Origin of the sequence: Rhizobium giardinii bv. giardinii H152 (assembly GCF_000379605.1) — a bacterium.
GTDB lineage: Bacteria > Pseudomonadota > Alphaproteobacteria > Rhizobiales > Rhizobiaceae > Pararhizobium > Pararhizobium giardinii.
In genome coordinates this window covers 12,028-25,233 of the sequence record NZ_KB902681.1, presented here as the reverse complement: position 1 = coordinate 25,233, position 13,206 = coordinate 12,028, and the positions used below count along the sequence as shown (strand labels likewise).

Here is a 13,206-nt window from a genome sequence, read left to right as displayed (position 1 = left end):
CCATGCGCAGTCTGCCCCAGGGTATTCGCCATATCCCCGGCTTTCTCGACCGCGAGAAGCAGGAAGCGATGGTCGAGAATATTCGCGCCATCGTCGCGGAGGCTCCGCTGTTTGTGCCGGCGATGCCGAAGACCGGAAAGCCGCTGTCCGTGCGGATGACCAATTGCGGTGCGCTCGGCTGGGTGACGGACAGGGAGCGCGGCTATCGCTACCAGCCGGCGCACCCCGTCACTGGCAAGCCATGGCCGCCGATGCCGGCCGTTCTTCTCGACATCTGGCGCGCGGTTTCCGGCTCGTCCAAGGAGCCGGAGGCCTGCCTCGTCAACTTCTATGCCGGAGATGCCCGCATGGGCTTGCATCAGGATCGCGACGAGCAGGATCTGAAGACGCCGGTCGTGTCCATTTCACTCGGCGATAGCTGTCTGTTTCGTGTGGGCGGGCGGGAGAGACGTGACAAAACCCTGTCGTTCAAGCTATCGAGCGGGGATGTCGTCGTGCTGGGCGGCGAGGGGCGCCTTGCCTTCCACGGTGTGGACAAGATCTACCCCAACACCTCGACGCTTCTGAAAAACGGTGGCCGCATCAACCTGACGCTTCGCCGGGTCACCGTCTGAGCCTTACAGTTTGCGCAGTGCCACCGTCTCGGTGAGGTGATTGGGGCCCTTCTGCAGGATGAGGTCGGCCCGCGGCCGGGTCGGCAGGATGTTCTGGCGAAGGTTCTTCAGGTTGATGTTGTGCCAGAGCCCCTCGGCGATCGAAAGCGCCTCCTCCTCGGTGACCTCGGCATAGCGCTTGAAGAACGAATGCGGGTCGCGGAAGGCGGTCTGGCGCAGGCGCATGAAGCGGTTGACGTACCAGGTGTGGATCAGGCTTTCCTCGGCGTCGATATAGATCGAGAAATCGAAGAAATCCGAGACCATCGGCACGATCTTGCCGTCTGCGGGCAGGTTGCGCGACTGCAGCACGTTGATGCCTTCAAAAATCAGGATATCCGGCCGGTCGATGACCTGGAACTGGTCCGGCAGCACGTCATAGGTCAGGTGCGAATAGCTCGGCGCCTTGACGTTCGGCTGTCCGGCCTTGATCGCCGACAGGAAGCGCAGGAGCGCGCCGATGTCATAGCTCTCGGGAAAGCCCTTGCGGTCCATCATGTTTTCGCGAAGCAGCGTCGCATTGGGAAAGAGGAAACCGTCGGTCGTCACCAGATCGACCTTCGGGCTGGACGGCCAGCGCGAGAGAAGTTCGGCGAGAATACGGGCCGTGGTCGATTTTCCGACGGCGACCGAACCGGCGATACCGATGACGAAGGGCGTTTTCGCCTCGCCCGACATGCTGAGGAAGCGCTGCCGCTGGGCAAACAGCATCTGCGAGGATTCGACATGGGCCGACAGAAGGCGCGACAGCGACAGATAAATGCGCCGGACTTCGTCGAGATCGACGGGGTCGTTGAGCGAGCGCAGCCGCTGCACCTCGTCGGCCGTCAGCGTCAAGGGCGTGTCGGCGCGGAAGCGGGACCATTCGTGGGCCGAGAAGAAACGATAGGGGGAATAGTCGGTGTTGCCGAAATGATCCGGAATGTCGGCCGGGCCTATGTCTTTTGCCGCGATGGTCATGAAATGTCTACCGGCTCGCCTTTTCCTGGAGGCCCGACTGGCTGGTGCGCCGTTCGAGCTCGCTCATCACATCCTGCAACGGAACATCAGCAATTTTCAATACGACCATAAGGTGATAGAGCAGGTCGGCGCTCTCCGCGACCAGATTGGCGCGATCGTTGCTGATGGCGGCGATCACGGTTTCGACCGCTTCCTCGCCCAGCTTCTTCGCCGCCTTCGCCTGGCCATGGGCAACCAGTTTCGCCGTCCAGGAGTGCTCCGGCGACGCCGCGGCGCGCTCGGCGACGATCGCCTCGAGGCTTGAAAGGGAAAAGTCGCTCATCTGTTTCCGTCCTGTCGCTCAGTCCAGCCGCATGGCGATGCCATGCTCTGCCATATAGCGTTTGGCCTCGCCGATGCTATAGGTGCCGAAATGGAAGATCGAGGCGGCAAGCACCGCCGTTGCATGTCCGTCGCGAATGCCTTCCACCATGTGGTCGAGATTGCCGACGCCGCCCGAGGCGATGACCGGCACGGAAACGCGGTCGGCAATGGTGCGGGTGAGGGCAATGTCGTAGCCGGTCTTCTGGCCGTCGCGGTCCATCGAGGTCAAGAGCAGCTCGCCGGCGCCGCGCTCCACCATCTTTTCTGCAAAGGCGACAGCATCGATACCGGTCGCCTGGCGTCCGCCATGGGTGAAGATTTCCCAGCGGTCTTCCTCGCCGGGCTGCGACACCTTCTTGGAATCGATCGAGACGACGATGCACTGGTTGCCGAACTTGTCGGCCGCCTCGGCGACGAAATCAGGGTTCTTCACCGCGGCCGAGTTGATCGAGACCTTGTCGGCGCCGGAAAGTAGCAGGTTGCGGATATCGGCAACCGTGCGCACGCCGCCGCCGACGGTGAGCGGCATGAAACAATGGTCGGCAGTCCGCGCCACGACGTCGAAGATGGTGTCGCGGTTGTCAGAGGAGGCGGTGATGTCGAGGAAACAGAGTTCATCGGCACCGGCGGCATCATATGCCTTGGCCGATTCGACGGGGTTGCCGGCATCGATCAGGTCGACGAAGCTGACGCCCTTGACGACGCGGCCGTCTTTCACGTCAAGGCAGGGGATAACGCGGGCTTTTAAAGTCATGCCGCTTTTCCTTTCGCGCTGCGAATGAGCGCCAGCGCCTCGGCCGGATCGATGCGCCCGTCATAAAGCGCGCGGCCGGAAATGGCGCCTTCGAGTTTCACTGCGTCGGGTTCAAGCATGCGGCGGATATCGTCCATCGAGGCAAGGCCGCCCGACGCGATGACCGGGATCGATACGGCGTCTGCCAGCTCCAGGGTCGACGCCCAGTTGATACCGGTGAGGATGCCGTCACGATCGATATCAGTATAGATGATTGCCGAAACGCCGGCGCCCTCGAATTTCTTGGCCAGCTCGATGACGCCGAGTTCGGACGCCTCCGCCCAGCCTTCGACCGCCACCTTGCCGCCCTTGGCGTCGATGCCGACAGCGACCTTGCCCGGGAATTTCCGGCAGGCCTCGATCACCAGCGCCGGGTCGCGTACGGCAACGGTGCCGAGAATGACGCGGGCGAGCCCGCGCGACAGCCAGTTTTCGATATGATCGAGGGTGCGGATGCCGCCGCCAAGTTGCACCGGATTTCTCGTCGCTTCGAGGATCGCGTCGACGGCTGCCCCGTTGACCGTCTCGCCGGCAAAGGCGCCGTTGAGATCAACCACGTGCAGCCATTCGAACCCCTGGTCCTCGAAGGCCTTGGCCTGGGCGCCGGGGTCCGGATTGTAGACGGTCGCCTGTTCCATGTCGCCGAGCTTGAGGCGTACGCACTGGCCGTCTTTGAGGTCGATGGCGGGAAAAAGGATCATGTCAGGGCTTCCAGCGCAGAAAATTCGAGATGAGGGCGAGGCCGAGCGTCTGGCTCTTTTCCGGATGGAACTGCGCGCCCGCCTTGTTGCCTTTCGCGACGAAGGCGGTCACCGCGCCGCCATAGGCGGTCGTCGCAACCAGATCGTCCGGGTTTTCGACGGCGAGATGGTAGGAATGGACGAAATAGGCGTGCAGCCCGTCCTCGCCGGTCCTGATGCCGGCAAACAGCGGATGCGGTTTCGTCAGCTCCAGCGTGTTCCAGCCGATCTGCGGGATTTTCAGCGTGGGATCGGAGGGCACCATCTCGACGACGTCGCCCTTGATCCAGCCCAAACCTTGCGTCGTTGTCTTTTCAAGGCCGCGCGACGACATCAGCTGCATGCCAACGCAGATGCCGAGGAAGGGGCGGGCGGATTTTTCGACCGCTTCCGTCAGAGCCTCCTGCATGCCCTCGACGGCGTCGAGACCACGGCGGCAGTCGGCATAGGCGCCGACGCCGGGCAGGACGATACGGTCGGCGCTTGCGACGCGGTCGGCCTTGTCGGTGAGCTCGATCTCGGCGTTGAGGCCGGCTTCACGCGCTGCACGCTCGAATGCCTTTGTCGCCGAGCGCAGGTTGCCGGATCCATAGTCGATGATCGCAACGCGCATCAGCGTTCTCCATAATTCTCAAACAGTCCGAAAGCCGTGCGGCCTTCGGATTTTGCCGTCGCTTGTGGCAGCGCCGGGGGCTGCCACCCGGTATCCTCGGGCGCATGCGCAGCCGTTTCCTGCTCGTAGATCATTTCGGCAAGGGCCAGATCGTCGGTCGCGATGATCGACTGGAGTGTCCAGCCGTCGGCTTCCAGACCCCGGGCAACAAAGGCCGGACCTTCGAGGGCGACCAGAAGGCGTAGCGCCAGTTCGACCAGTAGCCCGGCCAGCATAGCGCGCGGCTCCGAGGTCAGGGTCGTCACGATCAACTGCAGGATGGCAACGGCGATGCCGGCAATCCACTGGCGTTTGAAGAGCAGCCAGATCGCCGGAAAGAGGAAGGCTATCCAGGAAAACTTGTCGGCGATGAACCGCGCATCCTCATCGTTTCTAAGGGCGGCGGGTGGTGTCAGAACCAGATAGGAGGCCATGTCAGCCAACTTTCAACTGGGCCGGTCAGACCAGCGTTCCCTTGGTGGAGGGAACACGGCCTGCCTGGCGCGGATCGATCTCTGTTGCCGTGCGAAGCACGCGGGCAACGGCCTTGAAGCAGGTTTCGGAGATATGATGGTTGTTGGCGCCGTAGATGTTCTGAACATGCAGCGTGATGCCGCCATGCTGCGCCAGCGCCTGGAAGAACTCGCGCACCAGTTCGGTATCGAAGGTGCCGATCTTCGGCGCCGAGAAGGCGACGTTCCAGACAAGGAACGGCCGGCCGGACACATCGACGGCGGCGCGCGTCATCGTCTCGTCCATGGCAAGGTCGAGCGAGGCGTAGCGGGTGATCCCGCGCCGGTCGCCGAGCGCCTTGGAGAGGGCCTGGCCGATGGCGATGCCGGTGTCTTCCACCGTGTGGTGGTCGTCGACATGCCGGTCGCCGTCGGCGACGATGTCCATGTCGATCAGCGAATGGCGGGAAAGCTGTTCCAGCATATGGTCGAAGAAGCCGACGCCCGTCGAAATGCGCGATGTGCCGGTGCCGTCAATGTTGACGGTCACGGCCACCGAGGTTTCGTTGGTCTTGCGCGAAACGCTGCCGGTGCGCTTGGCTTGCTGGTCTGCCATCAGGTTACTCCAACTGTCATAGAGCCGCTCCATATCAGGCGGTGGGCGAAATATCCAGAAGCGCCGCCGCGATTCTCGCGGACGCGAAATGGGCCGGACTTGTTACGACAGCCAGTGCGATGCGGGTTATTTGCAATCGGCAAAACCGCTCTTACATAGGCTTCAACCAGGGCCGATGTGCGGCTCTTCGAAAAAAGGCCCGGCAGGTGGGCAGGTAGGTATTTCATGACAACAATTATTACCGTCCGCAAGGGCGGCCAGGTGGTGATGGCGGGCGATGGCCAGGTGAGCCTTGGCCAGACCGTGATGAAGGGCAATGCGCGGAAGGTCCGCCGCCTCGCCAAGGGCGACGTGATTGCCGGTTTTGCCGGCGCCACCGCCGATGCCTTCACGCTGCTGGAGCGGCTTGAGGCCAAGCTCGAGCAGTATCCGGACCAGCTGATGCGCGCGGCCGTCGAGCTTGCCAAGGACTGGCGCACCAACAAATATCTGCGCAATCTCGAAGCGATGATGCTGGTCGCCGACAAGTCGATCACGCTGGCGATCACCGGCAACGGCGATGTGCTCGAGCCCGAACACGGCACGATCGCCATCGGCTCGGGTGGAAATTTTGCCTTTGCAGCTGCCCGCGCGCTGATGGATTCGGACAAGACGGCCGAAGAGATCGCCCGCCGGGCAATGGAGATCGCCGGCGATATCTGCGTCTATACCAACGGCAACATCGTCATCGAAAAGCTCGATGCAGCCTGATCCGTCCATTGCCTTCACGGCTGTGGACGAGAGCCATATGCCGACGCTGTTCGGCTGGCTTTCGCAGCAGCATGTGCGACGTTGGTGGGGTGAGCCGGAGAAGGAGCTGAAACTGATCCGTGACGGCTGCCTGACCGGTGAAGTCGAAGGCTTCGTCTTTTCGGTCGACGGCGAGCCGGCCGGTTACATCCAGTCCTGGCTGCCGACGCAATATGAGAGCGAGCCCTGGGCCAAGGATCTGACGCCGGATACGCCGGGTGTCGACATTTTCGTCGGACCGCCCGACATGATCGGCAAGGGCGTGGCACCGGTGGTTATCAGGGCCTTTGCGGCGAGGCTTTTTGCAGGCACCGCGCCGCGAATCATCATCGATCCCGATGCGGAGAACAAACAGGCCCTGCGGGCTTATGCCAAGGCAGGCTTTACCCCTTATGGCGAATGGAACGACAGCACCGGGCGAACCATCCTGATGGAATTGACCCGGACAGAATTTGAGAGGATGTCATGACCACATTTTCACCCCGCGAAATCGTGTCGGAGCTCGACCGGTTCATCATCGGCCAGCACGATGCAAAGCGTGCTGTCGCCATCGCCCTGCGCAACCGCTGGCGCCGCCAGCAGCTCACCGACGAACTGCGCGACGAGGTGATGCCGAAGAACATCCTGATGATCGGGCCGACCGGCGTCGGCAAGACGGAAATTTCCCGCCGCCTCGCCAAGCTGGCCGGCGCCCCCTTCATCAAGGTGGAGGCCACGAAATTCACCGAAGTGGGCTATGTCGGCCGCGATGTCGAACAGATCGTCCGCGACCTCGTCGAGGTCGGCATCGGCCTTGTGCGCGAAAAGAAGCGGGCCGACGTCAAGGCCAAGGCGCATCTGAACGCCGAGGAACGGGTGCTCGATGCTCTGGTGGGCGCCACCGCGTCTCCTGCGACGCGCGACAGCTTCCGCAAGAAACTGCGCGCCAACGAACTGGACGACAAGGAAATCGACGTCGATATCGCTGATACATCGACGCCTGGCGGCTTCGAGATCCCCGGCATGCCCGGCGCCAATATCGGCGTGCTCAACCTGTCGGAGATGTTCGGCAAGGCGATGGGGCAGCGTACCAAGAAGGTTCGTACCACGGTCAAGGATAGCTACGGCATCCTGATCAACGATGAATCCGACAAGCTGCTCGACAACGAGGAGATCCAGCGCGAAGCGGTGCGCTCCGCCGAAAACGACGGCATCGTCTTCCTCGACGAGATCGACAAGATCGCGGCGCGCGACGGCGGCATGGGTGCGGGCGTTTCGCGCGAAGGGGTGCAGCGTGACTTGCTTCCGCTCGTCGAAGGCACCACGGTCGCGACCAAATATGGCCCGGTGAAGACCGACCATATCCTGTTCATCGCCTCGGGCGCCTTCCACGTCTCGAAGCCCTCGGACCTCCTGCCTGAACTCCAGGGCCGCCTGCCGATCCGTGTCGAGCTGAAGGCGCTGACCAAGGAGGACTTTCGCCGCATCCTCACGGAAACGGAGGTTAGCCTGATCCGCCAGTACAAGGCGCTCTTGGAAACAGAAGGTGTCAACCTGGATTTCACCGACGACGCAATTGACGCGCTTGCCGATGTTGCCGTTATGCTCAACTCGAGTGTCGAGAACATCGGCGCCCGGCGGCTGCAGACGGTGATGGAGCGGGTTCTCGATGAGATCTCCTTTGTGGCGCCGGACAAGTCCGGCGAGCAGTTGAAGATCGATGCGGACTATGTGAAGAAGCATGTCGGCGATCTGGCCGCCAATACGGACTTGTCGCGCTATATCCTCTGAACGGCAAGGCATTGCGAAACTGACAGGGCGCCCGACGGGTGCCCTTGTTGTTTCCGGAGCCTGCAAGCGATAAGCGTTTCTGCGTGCCGGGCATGATTCCGACACGATTTTGCCGCATGCGTCCCCGCGCATTCAAAGCCAGTCTTGCCAGGTCACAGGAAACCGTTCGTGCGCGCCATCATTCATATGCTTGTTCTTGCGGGAATGATTCTCGCCACCGGTCCCGCTCTTGCCGGGGGATTGAGCGTCGTACCCGAAGGCAACCGCTATCAGGAGCAGCCGAACGTGCCGGGCGCCTCCATGCGGCGGACCAAGGCAGGCAAGACATCGTTCGATGCGAAATACGAGAAAGTGCGCAATCTGCTCGCCACTGACGGCAAGCTGATGAGCAAGATCAAGTCAACGGCGCGCGCCTATGGCATCGATCCGATCCACATGATCGGCGCCATCGTCGGCGAGCATACCTACAATGTCGACGCCTATGACCGGCTGCAGTCCTATTACGTCAAGGCGGCCGCCTATGCCGGCGACAGCTTCCGCTTCGGCTATGAGGGCGAAAGTGTGGACCAGTTCGTGTCGCGTCCGGAATTTGCAAAATGCCAGGGCAAGAAGAGCTCCTATGCGCTGTGGAGCTGCCGTGAAAGCGTGTGGGACAGTGAGTTCCGCGGCAACACCGTGGGTGGAACATCCTATCCGAACAACCGCTTCAGCGCCGTCTTCTTCCAACCGTTTTTCGCCGGCCAGACATTCGGCCTTGGCCAGATCAATCCGCTGACGGCTCTGATGCTGACCGACATGGTGTCGCGCGTGTCCGGCTATGACCGGCTCGATGAAAACAATGCGTCCGGCGTCTACGCGGCGATTATGGATCCCGATCAGTCGCTCGCCTATATGGCGGCCTCGATCCGTCATTCGATCGACGCCTACAAGTCGATCGCCGGCATGGATATCTCCGGCAATCCGGGAATAACCGCAACCCTCTATAATGTCGGCAACCCCGACCAACGCGCTGCAGCGCTTGCCGCCAGAAACCAGGGCGGCGATGTGCAGTGGCCCGAGGAAAATTATTATGGCTGGCTGGTCAACGATAAGCTGGCGGAATTGAAAGCGCTGCTCTAACTTTCCTGAAATCGCCACACCTTTATGCGACACTGAGCGGTTGGAGCCGCCAATGCGTGGCGGCGCGGAAAGCCATCCATGGATGTGAGACCGGAACCTTTCGAGCCGCCTGCGCCGATCCCGCGCACGGTGCCGCCGTCGCGGCTGCAAACCATCCGCACCGTGATGCGCAATCCGCTCGAATTGTGGGGCGAGCCCTCCTATACGCTGCCCTGGATCGACACCAAGTTCATCAACCAACGAACCCTGATCGTCAATGATCCGAACCTGATCCGCCATGTACTGGTTGAGAATGCCTCGAACTATGAAATGTCCAAGGTGCGCCGCCTCATCCTGCGGCCGATCCTGCGCGATGGACTGCTGACGGCCGAGGGCGAGGTGTGGCGACGCTCCCGCAAGGCCATGGCCCCGGTGTTCACGCCGCGCCATGCCAGGGGTTTCGCCAAGCAGATGCTGGCAAAGACCGAGGAATACGTCGCGAAATACGACGAGGCGGCAGCGGCCGGCGCGGTCGCCAATATCGCCAATGATATGACCGAGCTCACCTTTGAGATCCTTTCCGAGACGCTGTTTTCCGGGGAGATCGCCACCGAGACCGAAGGGTTTGCCGACAGCGTCGAACGTCTGCTGCATCGCATGGGCCGCGTCGATCCCATGGACCTTCTGCTTGCGCCGCCCTGGGTGCCACGCCTGACGCGCATCGGCGGCGCCAAGGTGATGGCGGAATTCCGTGGCATCGTCGCGAAAACCATGGATCACCGGCGGCAGCTGATACGCTCCGATCCGGCATCGGCGCCGCAGGATTTTCTGACGCTGCTCCTGCAACTGGAACGGCCGGACGGACTTTCGACCGATGAAATATCCGATAATATCCTGACCTTCATCGGCGCCGGGCACGAAACGACGGCGCGCGCGCTTGCCTGGACGATCTACTGCGTCGCCAATTCTCCGCAGGTGCGCGAGAACATGGAGGCGGAGATCGACAGCGTGCTGTCGAGCGGAGCCGAACCGGTCGACTGGCTCGATCTGATGCCGCATGTGCGCGCCGCCTTCGAAGAGGGAATGCGGCTCTATCCTCCCGCGCCCTCCATCAACCGTGCAGCGATCAATGCCGATTCATGGACCTCGCCCGATGGCGAAAGGGTGGAGATCCCCAAGGGCATCCCGGTCCTTATCATGCCCTGGACGCTGCATCGCCATGTGCTCTATTGGGAAAAGCCGCGCGCCTTCATGCCGGAACGGTTCCTGCCGGCAAACCGCGAAAAGCTGCACCGGTTCCAGTATCTGCCTTTCGGTGCAGGACCGCGGACCTGCATCGGTGCCACCTTTGCCTTGCAGGAAGCGGTGATCGGGCTTGCCGTGATGATGAAGCGCTTCCGGTTCGACATGACGCCGGAAACCAGGCCCTGGCCGGTGCAGCGGTTGACGACGCAGCCTAGGGGCGGGCTGCCGTTGAGGGTGTCGGCTCGGTAAACGTCTTGCCCGGGGTTTCGGATTGCACGGCGCGGATCGGCGAATCGGCGGGCACCGGCTCCTGCAGCTGCTTCTTCGGTTTCTTGATCGTCTTGATCTGCGCGCAGGTGGAATCGCCGACGCCCTCGCAGGGTTTGTAGACGACGATCTCGCTGCCCGCACCATCGTCCCAAACGGCCTGGATGGTCAGCGTTTTCGCCTCTCCGGCCGGCAGCGAGATATAGATATACTCGTTGGTATTGTCCTCGGGCAGATTGAACGGGATCTGCGGATTGCATTTGCCGAGCGGAAAGCGCTTGTCCAGTGCATCCGAATTGATCGAGTAGCGGATTTCCGAAAGCCGGCAGTGCATCGTCTGCAGCGTGGTGAAATAGATGAGCTGCTTGTCGTCGTAGTTGCGGAACTGTATCCACCCCGTCATCTTGTTGGCATCGAGCATTGCCTTGTAGATCGAGACGTCGGGAAGAACCGCCTTATACTCCTCCTCCTCGGCGTCCTGTGCAAAAACGGTGCCGGAAAGGAGGGGGGAGCCGGCAAGCGCGAGCGTCAGAAAGAGCATGTGAGGGAAGCGGGTCATGCGGATCCTCTTGTGTCGCGGTGTCGCTGCGTTGAAATATCGACGTCGGCGCGGCGATGGCCTTTCGCTGAAAGATGTCATATCACCGCGACGATAGGCTTTGAAGCCGGGTTTCCGGCCCCTGCGTGAATGGACGTTGCTTTGACTGAACACCTTCTCCTCGGTATCGACACCGGCGGAACCTATACCGATGCGGTCCTCTTCAGCGAGACGGCGGGCGTCGTCGCCAAGGCAAAGGCGCTGACCACCCGCCACGACCTCTCCGTCGGCATTGCCGGCGCCGTTGAGGCGGTGCTGGCAGAGGCCGAGGTTCCCGCATCCGCCATCGGCCTCGTTTCGCTGTCGACAACGCTTGCCACCAACGCGCTGGTCGAAGGCCAGGGCGGGCGCGCCGGCCTCGTCATGATCGGTTTTTCGCCGGACGACCTGAAGCGCGACGGCCTGGCAGAAGCGCTCGGCTCCGATCCGGTGATCTTCCTGCCGGGCGGTCACAATGTGCATGGCGGCGAAACGCTGCTCGACATGACGGCGCTGGACGAGGCGCTGCCGCAGTTGTCGAGGGAGGTTTCGTCCTTTGCGATTGCCGGCTATTTCGCCGTGCGGAATCCGGCTCACGAACAGCGGGTGCGCAATCGTATCCGCGAGGTCTCGCACCTGCCGGTCACCTGCAGCCATGAGCTCTCCTCGAAACTCGGCGGTCCGCGCCGCGCGCTGACGACCCTGCTCAACGCCCGCCTGGTCTCGATGATCGACCGGCTGATCGGCGCCTGCGAAGGCTTTCTGCAACAGCGCGGCATCGACGTGCCGATGATGGTGGTGCGCGGTGACGGCGCGTTGATTTCCGCTGCCGAAGCGCGGTTGCGGCCGATCGAGACCATTCTCTCCGGCCCCGCCGCCAGCCTTGTCGGCGCCCGGCACCTGACCGGCCTCGACAATGCGGTCGTCTCCGATATCGGCGGCACGACGACGGATGTCGCCGTGCTTGATCAGGGGCGCCCGCGTCTCGACGGCGAAGGCGCCGTCGTCGGCGGTTTCCGCACCATGGTCGAGGCGGTCGCGATGCGCACCTTCGGGCTTGGCGGCGATTCGGAAGTGCGCATCAACGATCGCGGCCTCAAGGCGAAGATCGATCTCGGTCCGCGCCGGTTCCTGCCTCTCAGTCTGGTGGCTGCCCAGCATGCGGATGCGGTGATTTCCGTGCTCGAACGACAGCTGCGCACGGCCCATGTCGGCCGTCATGACGGCCGTTTTGCTGTTCGTACCGGCCTTCCGGATCATCTGGCGAGCGGCCTTCACCTGCAGGAGCAGGCCTTGTACGAGCGGATCGGTGATGTGCCGGTGTCGCTGGAGCACCTTCTGACGAGCACGCCGCAGAAGGCGACATTGGACCGGCTGGTTGCGCGCGGCCTCGTGCATATCTGCGGCCTGACACCGTCCGATGCCATGCATGTGCTCGGGCGCCAGGGGCAGTGGAACGCGACGGCTGCGCGGCTGGGCGCCGAACTTGCCGCGCGCACCAGGGACGGATCCGGCAAGCCGATCGCCGCCTCGGCTAACGAACTGTCGGAACTTATCGTCGCCCGGCTGACGCGCCAGTCCGCCGAAGTCATTCTTTCTTCCTGCCTGGCGGAGGATGGCGCGGCGATTGATCCGGCCGTGTCGCTTGCCGTCGATCGGGCGCTGAAGCGCGAGCCCGGTATCGTCGGCTTTTCCCTCTCGCTCGACCGGCCGCTGGTCGGGCTCGGTGCTTCCGCGCCGGTCTATTATCCGGCTATCGCCGAAATGCTGCGCGCCGAATCGTGCATTCCGCAAGAAGCGGGTGTCGCCAATGCGGTCGGCGCGGTCGTCGGTCAGGTGCGGGCTTCGGTGACCGTCTTTGTCACGACGCCGGAAGAGGGTATCTTCATCGTCAACGGTGCCGGGCCGAGCAGCCGCTTCCTCGATGAAGGCAAGGCCTTCGCATCGGCACGCGAGCGGGCGGAAACGGCGGCGCTGGCTTCGGCCCGGGCGAATGGCGCCGACGAGCCGGCCGTGATGGTGCGAGAGGATATCGATGCGCCGGAGGTCGAGGGTAGCCGGAGGCTGATCGAGGCTCGGTTCACGGCTGTCGCCAGCGGCCGGCCGCGCGTCGCGCATGCCTGATTTGTTCGGTTTTGGAAATAATTCTTCGCATTTTCGCTGGATTGACAGGGAATGAAACCATGCGAGACTGCGGCCTCTCATATTTGCGCGTTATTTCAGGGAGTTGC

At 62.5% G+C, this 13,206-nt stretch carries 15 protein-coding genes; 7 read left to right on the top strand and 8 right to left on the bottom strand.

The window, feature by feature from the left end:
- Positions 1-2: 2 nt before the first annotated feature.
- Entirely contained in the window at positions 3-614 is a 612-nt protein-coding gene (locus A3AY_RS0118335) for an alpha-ketoglutarate-dependent dioxygenase AlkB family protein (protein WP_018327125.1), read from the top strand.
- A gap of 3 nt (positions 615-617) precedes the next feature.
- On the opposite strand, the gene coaA is transcribed toward A3AY_RS0118335, so the two are convergent.
- Genes coaA through hisB form a run of 7 tightly spaced genes read right to left on the bottom strand, consistent with a single transcriptional unit; the run spans position 618 to position 5,229 of the window.
- The gene (gene coaA, locus A3AY_RS0118330; RefSeq protein WP_018327124.1) at positions 618-1,613 is read right to left on the bottom strand and encodes a type I pantothenate kinase; all 996 of its coding nucleotides are present in this window, start codon (positions 1,611-1,613) and stop codon (positions 618-620) included.
- A 7-nt stretch (positions 1,614-1,620) separates the two neighbouring features.
- Positions 1,621-1,935, bottom strand: a complete 315-nt coding sequence (locus tag A3AY_RS0118325; protein WP_018327123.1) for a phosphoribosyl-ATP diphosphatase — start codon at positions 1,933-1,935, stop codon at positions 1,621-1,623.
- Positions 1,936-1,953: 18 nt separating this feature from the next.
- Positions 1,954-2,730 (bottom strand): imidazole glycerol phosphate synthase subunit HisF, encoded by a 777-nt coding sequence (hisF, locus tag A3AY_RS0118320; RefSeq protein WP_018327122.1) that lies wholly within the window; start codon positions 2,728-2,730, stop codon positions 1,954-1,956.
- Positions 2,727-3,470 carry a 1-(5-phosphoribosyl)-5-[(5-phosphoribosylamino)methylideneamino]imidazole-4-carboxamide isomerase gene (hisA, locus tag A3AY_RS0118315; protein WP_018327121.1) on the bottom strand — a complete coding sequence of 248 codons (744 nt, stop codon included), beginning with the start codon at positions 3,468-3,470 and terminating at the stop codon, positions 2,727-2,729. Before hisA ends, hisF begins: the two co-directional genes overlap by 4 nt.
- A 1-nt stretch (position 3,471) precedes the next feature.
- A complete protein-coding gene (gene hisH / locus A3AY_RS0118310; protein ID WP_018327120.1) occupies positions 3,472-4,122 on the bottom strand; it encodes an imidazole glycerol phosphate synthase subunit HisH in 651 nt (216 codons plus the stop codon).
- Positions 4,122-4,595: a DUF2628 domain-containing protein gene (locus tag A3AY_RS0118305; RefSeq protein WP_018327119.1), complete on the bottom strand. Its 474-nt coding sequence runs from the start codon at positions 4,593-4,595 to the stop codon at positions 4,122-4,124. The genes hisH and A3AY_RS0118305 overlap by 1 nt, the downstream gene beginning before the upstream one ends.
- A gap of 25 nt (positions 4,596-4,620) precedes the next feature.
- Positions 4,621-5,229 carry an imidazoleglycerol-phosphate dehydratase HisB gene (gene hisB / locus A3AY_RS0118300; protein WP_018327118.1) on the bottom strand — a complete coding sequence of 203 codons (609 nt, stop codon included), beginning with the start codon at positions 5,227-5,229 and terminating at the stop codon, positions 4,621-4,623.
- Between the two features lie 225 nt (positions 5,230-5,454).
- Between hisB and hslV the strand changes: the two genes are divergently transcribed.
- The 5 genes from hslV (at position 5,455) to A3AY_RS0118275 (ending at position 10,380) form a co-directional block, all read left to right on the top strand.
- Positions 5,455-5,979 carry an ATP-dependent protease subunit HslV gene (gene hslV, locus A3AY_RS0118295; protein WP_018327117.1) on the top strand — a complete coding sequence of 175 codons (525 nt, stop codon included), beginning with the start codon at positions 5,455-5,457 and terminating at the stop codon, positions 5,977-5,979.
- Positions 5,969-6,487 carry a GNAT family N-acetyltransferase gene (locus tag A3AY_RS0118290; RefSeq protein WP_018327116.1) on the top strand — a complete coding sequence of 173 codons (519 nt, stop codon included), beginning with the start codon at positions 5,969-5,971 and terminating at the stop codon, positions 6,485-6,487. Before hslV ends, A3AY_RS0118290 begins: the two co-directional genes overlap by 11 nt.
- Complete coding sequence (gene hslU / locus A3AY_RS0118285; protein ID WP_018327115.1) at positions 6,484-7,788, top strand: ATP-dependent protease ATPase subunit HslU; 1,305 nt, start codon at positions 6,484-6,486, stop codon at positions 7,786-7,788. The genes A3AY_RS0118290 and hslU overlap by 4 nt, the downstream gene beginning before the upstream one ends.
- A gap of 204 nt (positions 7,789-7,992) precedes the next feature.
- Positions 7,993-8,907, top strand: a complete 915-nt coding sequence (locus tag A3AY_RS0118280) for a DUF1402 family protein (RefSeq protein ID WP_420830329.1) — start codon at positions 7,993-7,995, stop codon at positions 8,905-8,907.
- A 78-nt stretch (positions 8,908-8,985) separates the two neighbouring features.
- Entirely contained in the window at positions 8,986-10,380 is a 1,395-nt protein-coding gene (locus A3AY_RS0118275) for a cytochrome P450 (protein WP_018327113.1), read from the top strand.
- On the opposite strand, the gene A3AY_RS0118270 is transcribed toward A3AY_RS0118275, so the two are convergent.
- Positions 10,343-10,957 (bottom strand): hypothetical protein, encoded by a 615-nt coding sequence (locus A3AY_RS0118270; RefSeq protein WP_115065822.1) that lies wholly within the window; start codon positions 10,955-10,957, stop codon positions 10,343-10,345. The two genes, A3AY_RS0118275 and A3AY_RS0118270, sit on opposite strands and share 38 nt — an antisense overlap.
- A 141-nt stretch (positions 10,958-11,098) precedes the next feature.
- Between A3AY_RS0118270 and A3AY_RS0118265 the strand changes: the two genes are divergently transcribed.
- Complete coding sequence (locus tag A3AY_RS0118265; RefSeq protein WP_026203581.1) at positions 11,099-13,099, top strand: hydantoinase/oxoprolinase N-terminal domain-containing protein; 2,001 nt, start codon at positions 11,099-11,101, stop codon at positions 13,097-13,099.
- Positions 13,100-13,206 lie beyond the last annotated feature (107 nt).

Coding starts and splice junctions, on each gene's coding strand:
- A3AY_RS0118270 (WP_115065822.1), bottom strand. CDS start 10,957: ATGACCCGCTTCCCTCACATGCTCTTTCTGACGCTCGCGCTTGCCGGC.
- A3AY_RS0118335 (WP_018327125.1), top strand. CDS start 3: ATGCGCAGTCTGCCCCAGGGTATTCGCCATATCCCCGGCTTTCTCGAC.
- A3AY_RS0118325 (WP_018327123.1), bottom strand. CDS start 1,935: ATGAGCGACTTTTCCCTTTCAAGCCTCGAGGCGATCGTCGCCGAGCGC.
- hslV (WP_018327117.1), top strand. CDS start 5,455: ATGACAACAATTATTACCGTCCGCAAGGGCGGCCAGGTGGTGATGGCG.
- A3AY_RS0118280 (WP_420830329.1), top strand. CDS start 7,993: ATGATTCTCGCCACCGGTCCCGCTCTTGCCGGGGGATTGAGCGTCGTA.
- hslU (WP_018327115.1), top strand. CDS start 6,484: ATGACCACATTTTCACCCCGCGAAATCGTGTCGGAGCTCGACCGGTTC.
- coaA (WP_018327124.1), bottom strand. CDS start 1,613: ATGACCATCGCGGCAAAAGACATAGGCCCGGCCGACATTCCGGATCAT.
- A3AY_RS0118305 (WP_018327119.1), bottom strand. CDS start 4,595: ATGGCCTCCTATCTGGTTCTGACACCACCCGCCGCCCTTAGAAACGAT.
- hisA (WP_018327121.1), bottom strand. CDS start 3,470: ATGATCCTTTTTCCCGCCATCGACCTCAAAGACGGCCAGTGCGTACGC.
- hisH (WP_018327120.1), bottom strand. CDS start 4,122: ATGCGCGTTGCGATCATCGACTATGGATCCGGCAACCTGCGCTCGGCG.
- hisF (WP_018327122.1), bottom strand. CDS start 2,730: ATGACTTTAAAAGCCCGCGTTATCCCCTGCCTTGACGTGAAAGACGGC.
- A3AY_RS0118275 (WP_018327113.1), top strand. CDS start 8,986: ATGGATGTGAGACCGGAACCTTTCGAGCCGCCTGCGCCGATCCCGCGC.
- A3AY_RS0118290 (WP_018327116.1), top strand. CDS start 5,969: ATGCAGCCTGATCCGTCCATTGCCTTCACGGCTGTGGACGAGAGCCAT.
- hisB (WP_018327118.1), bottom strand. CDS start 5,229: ATGGCAGACCAGCAAGCCAAGCGCACCGGCAGCGTTTCGCGCAAGACC.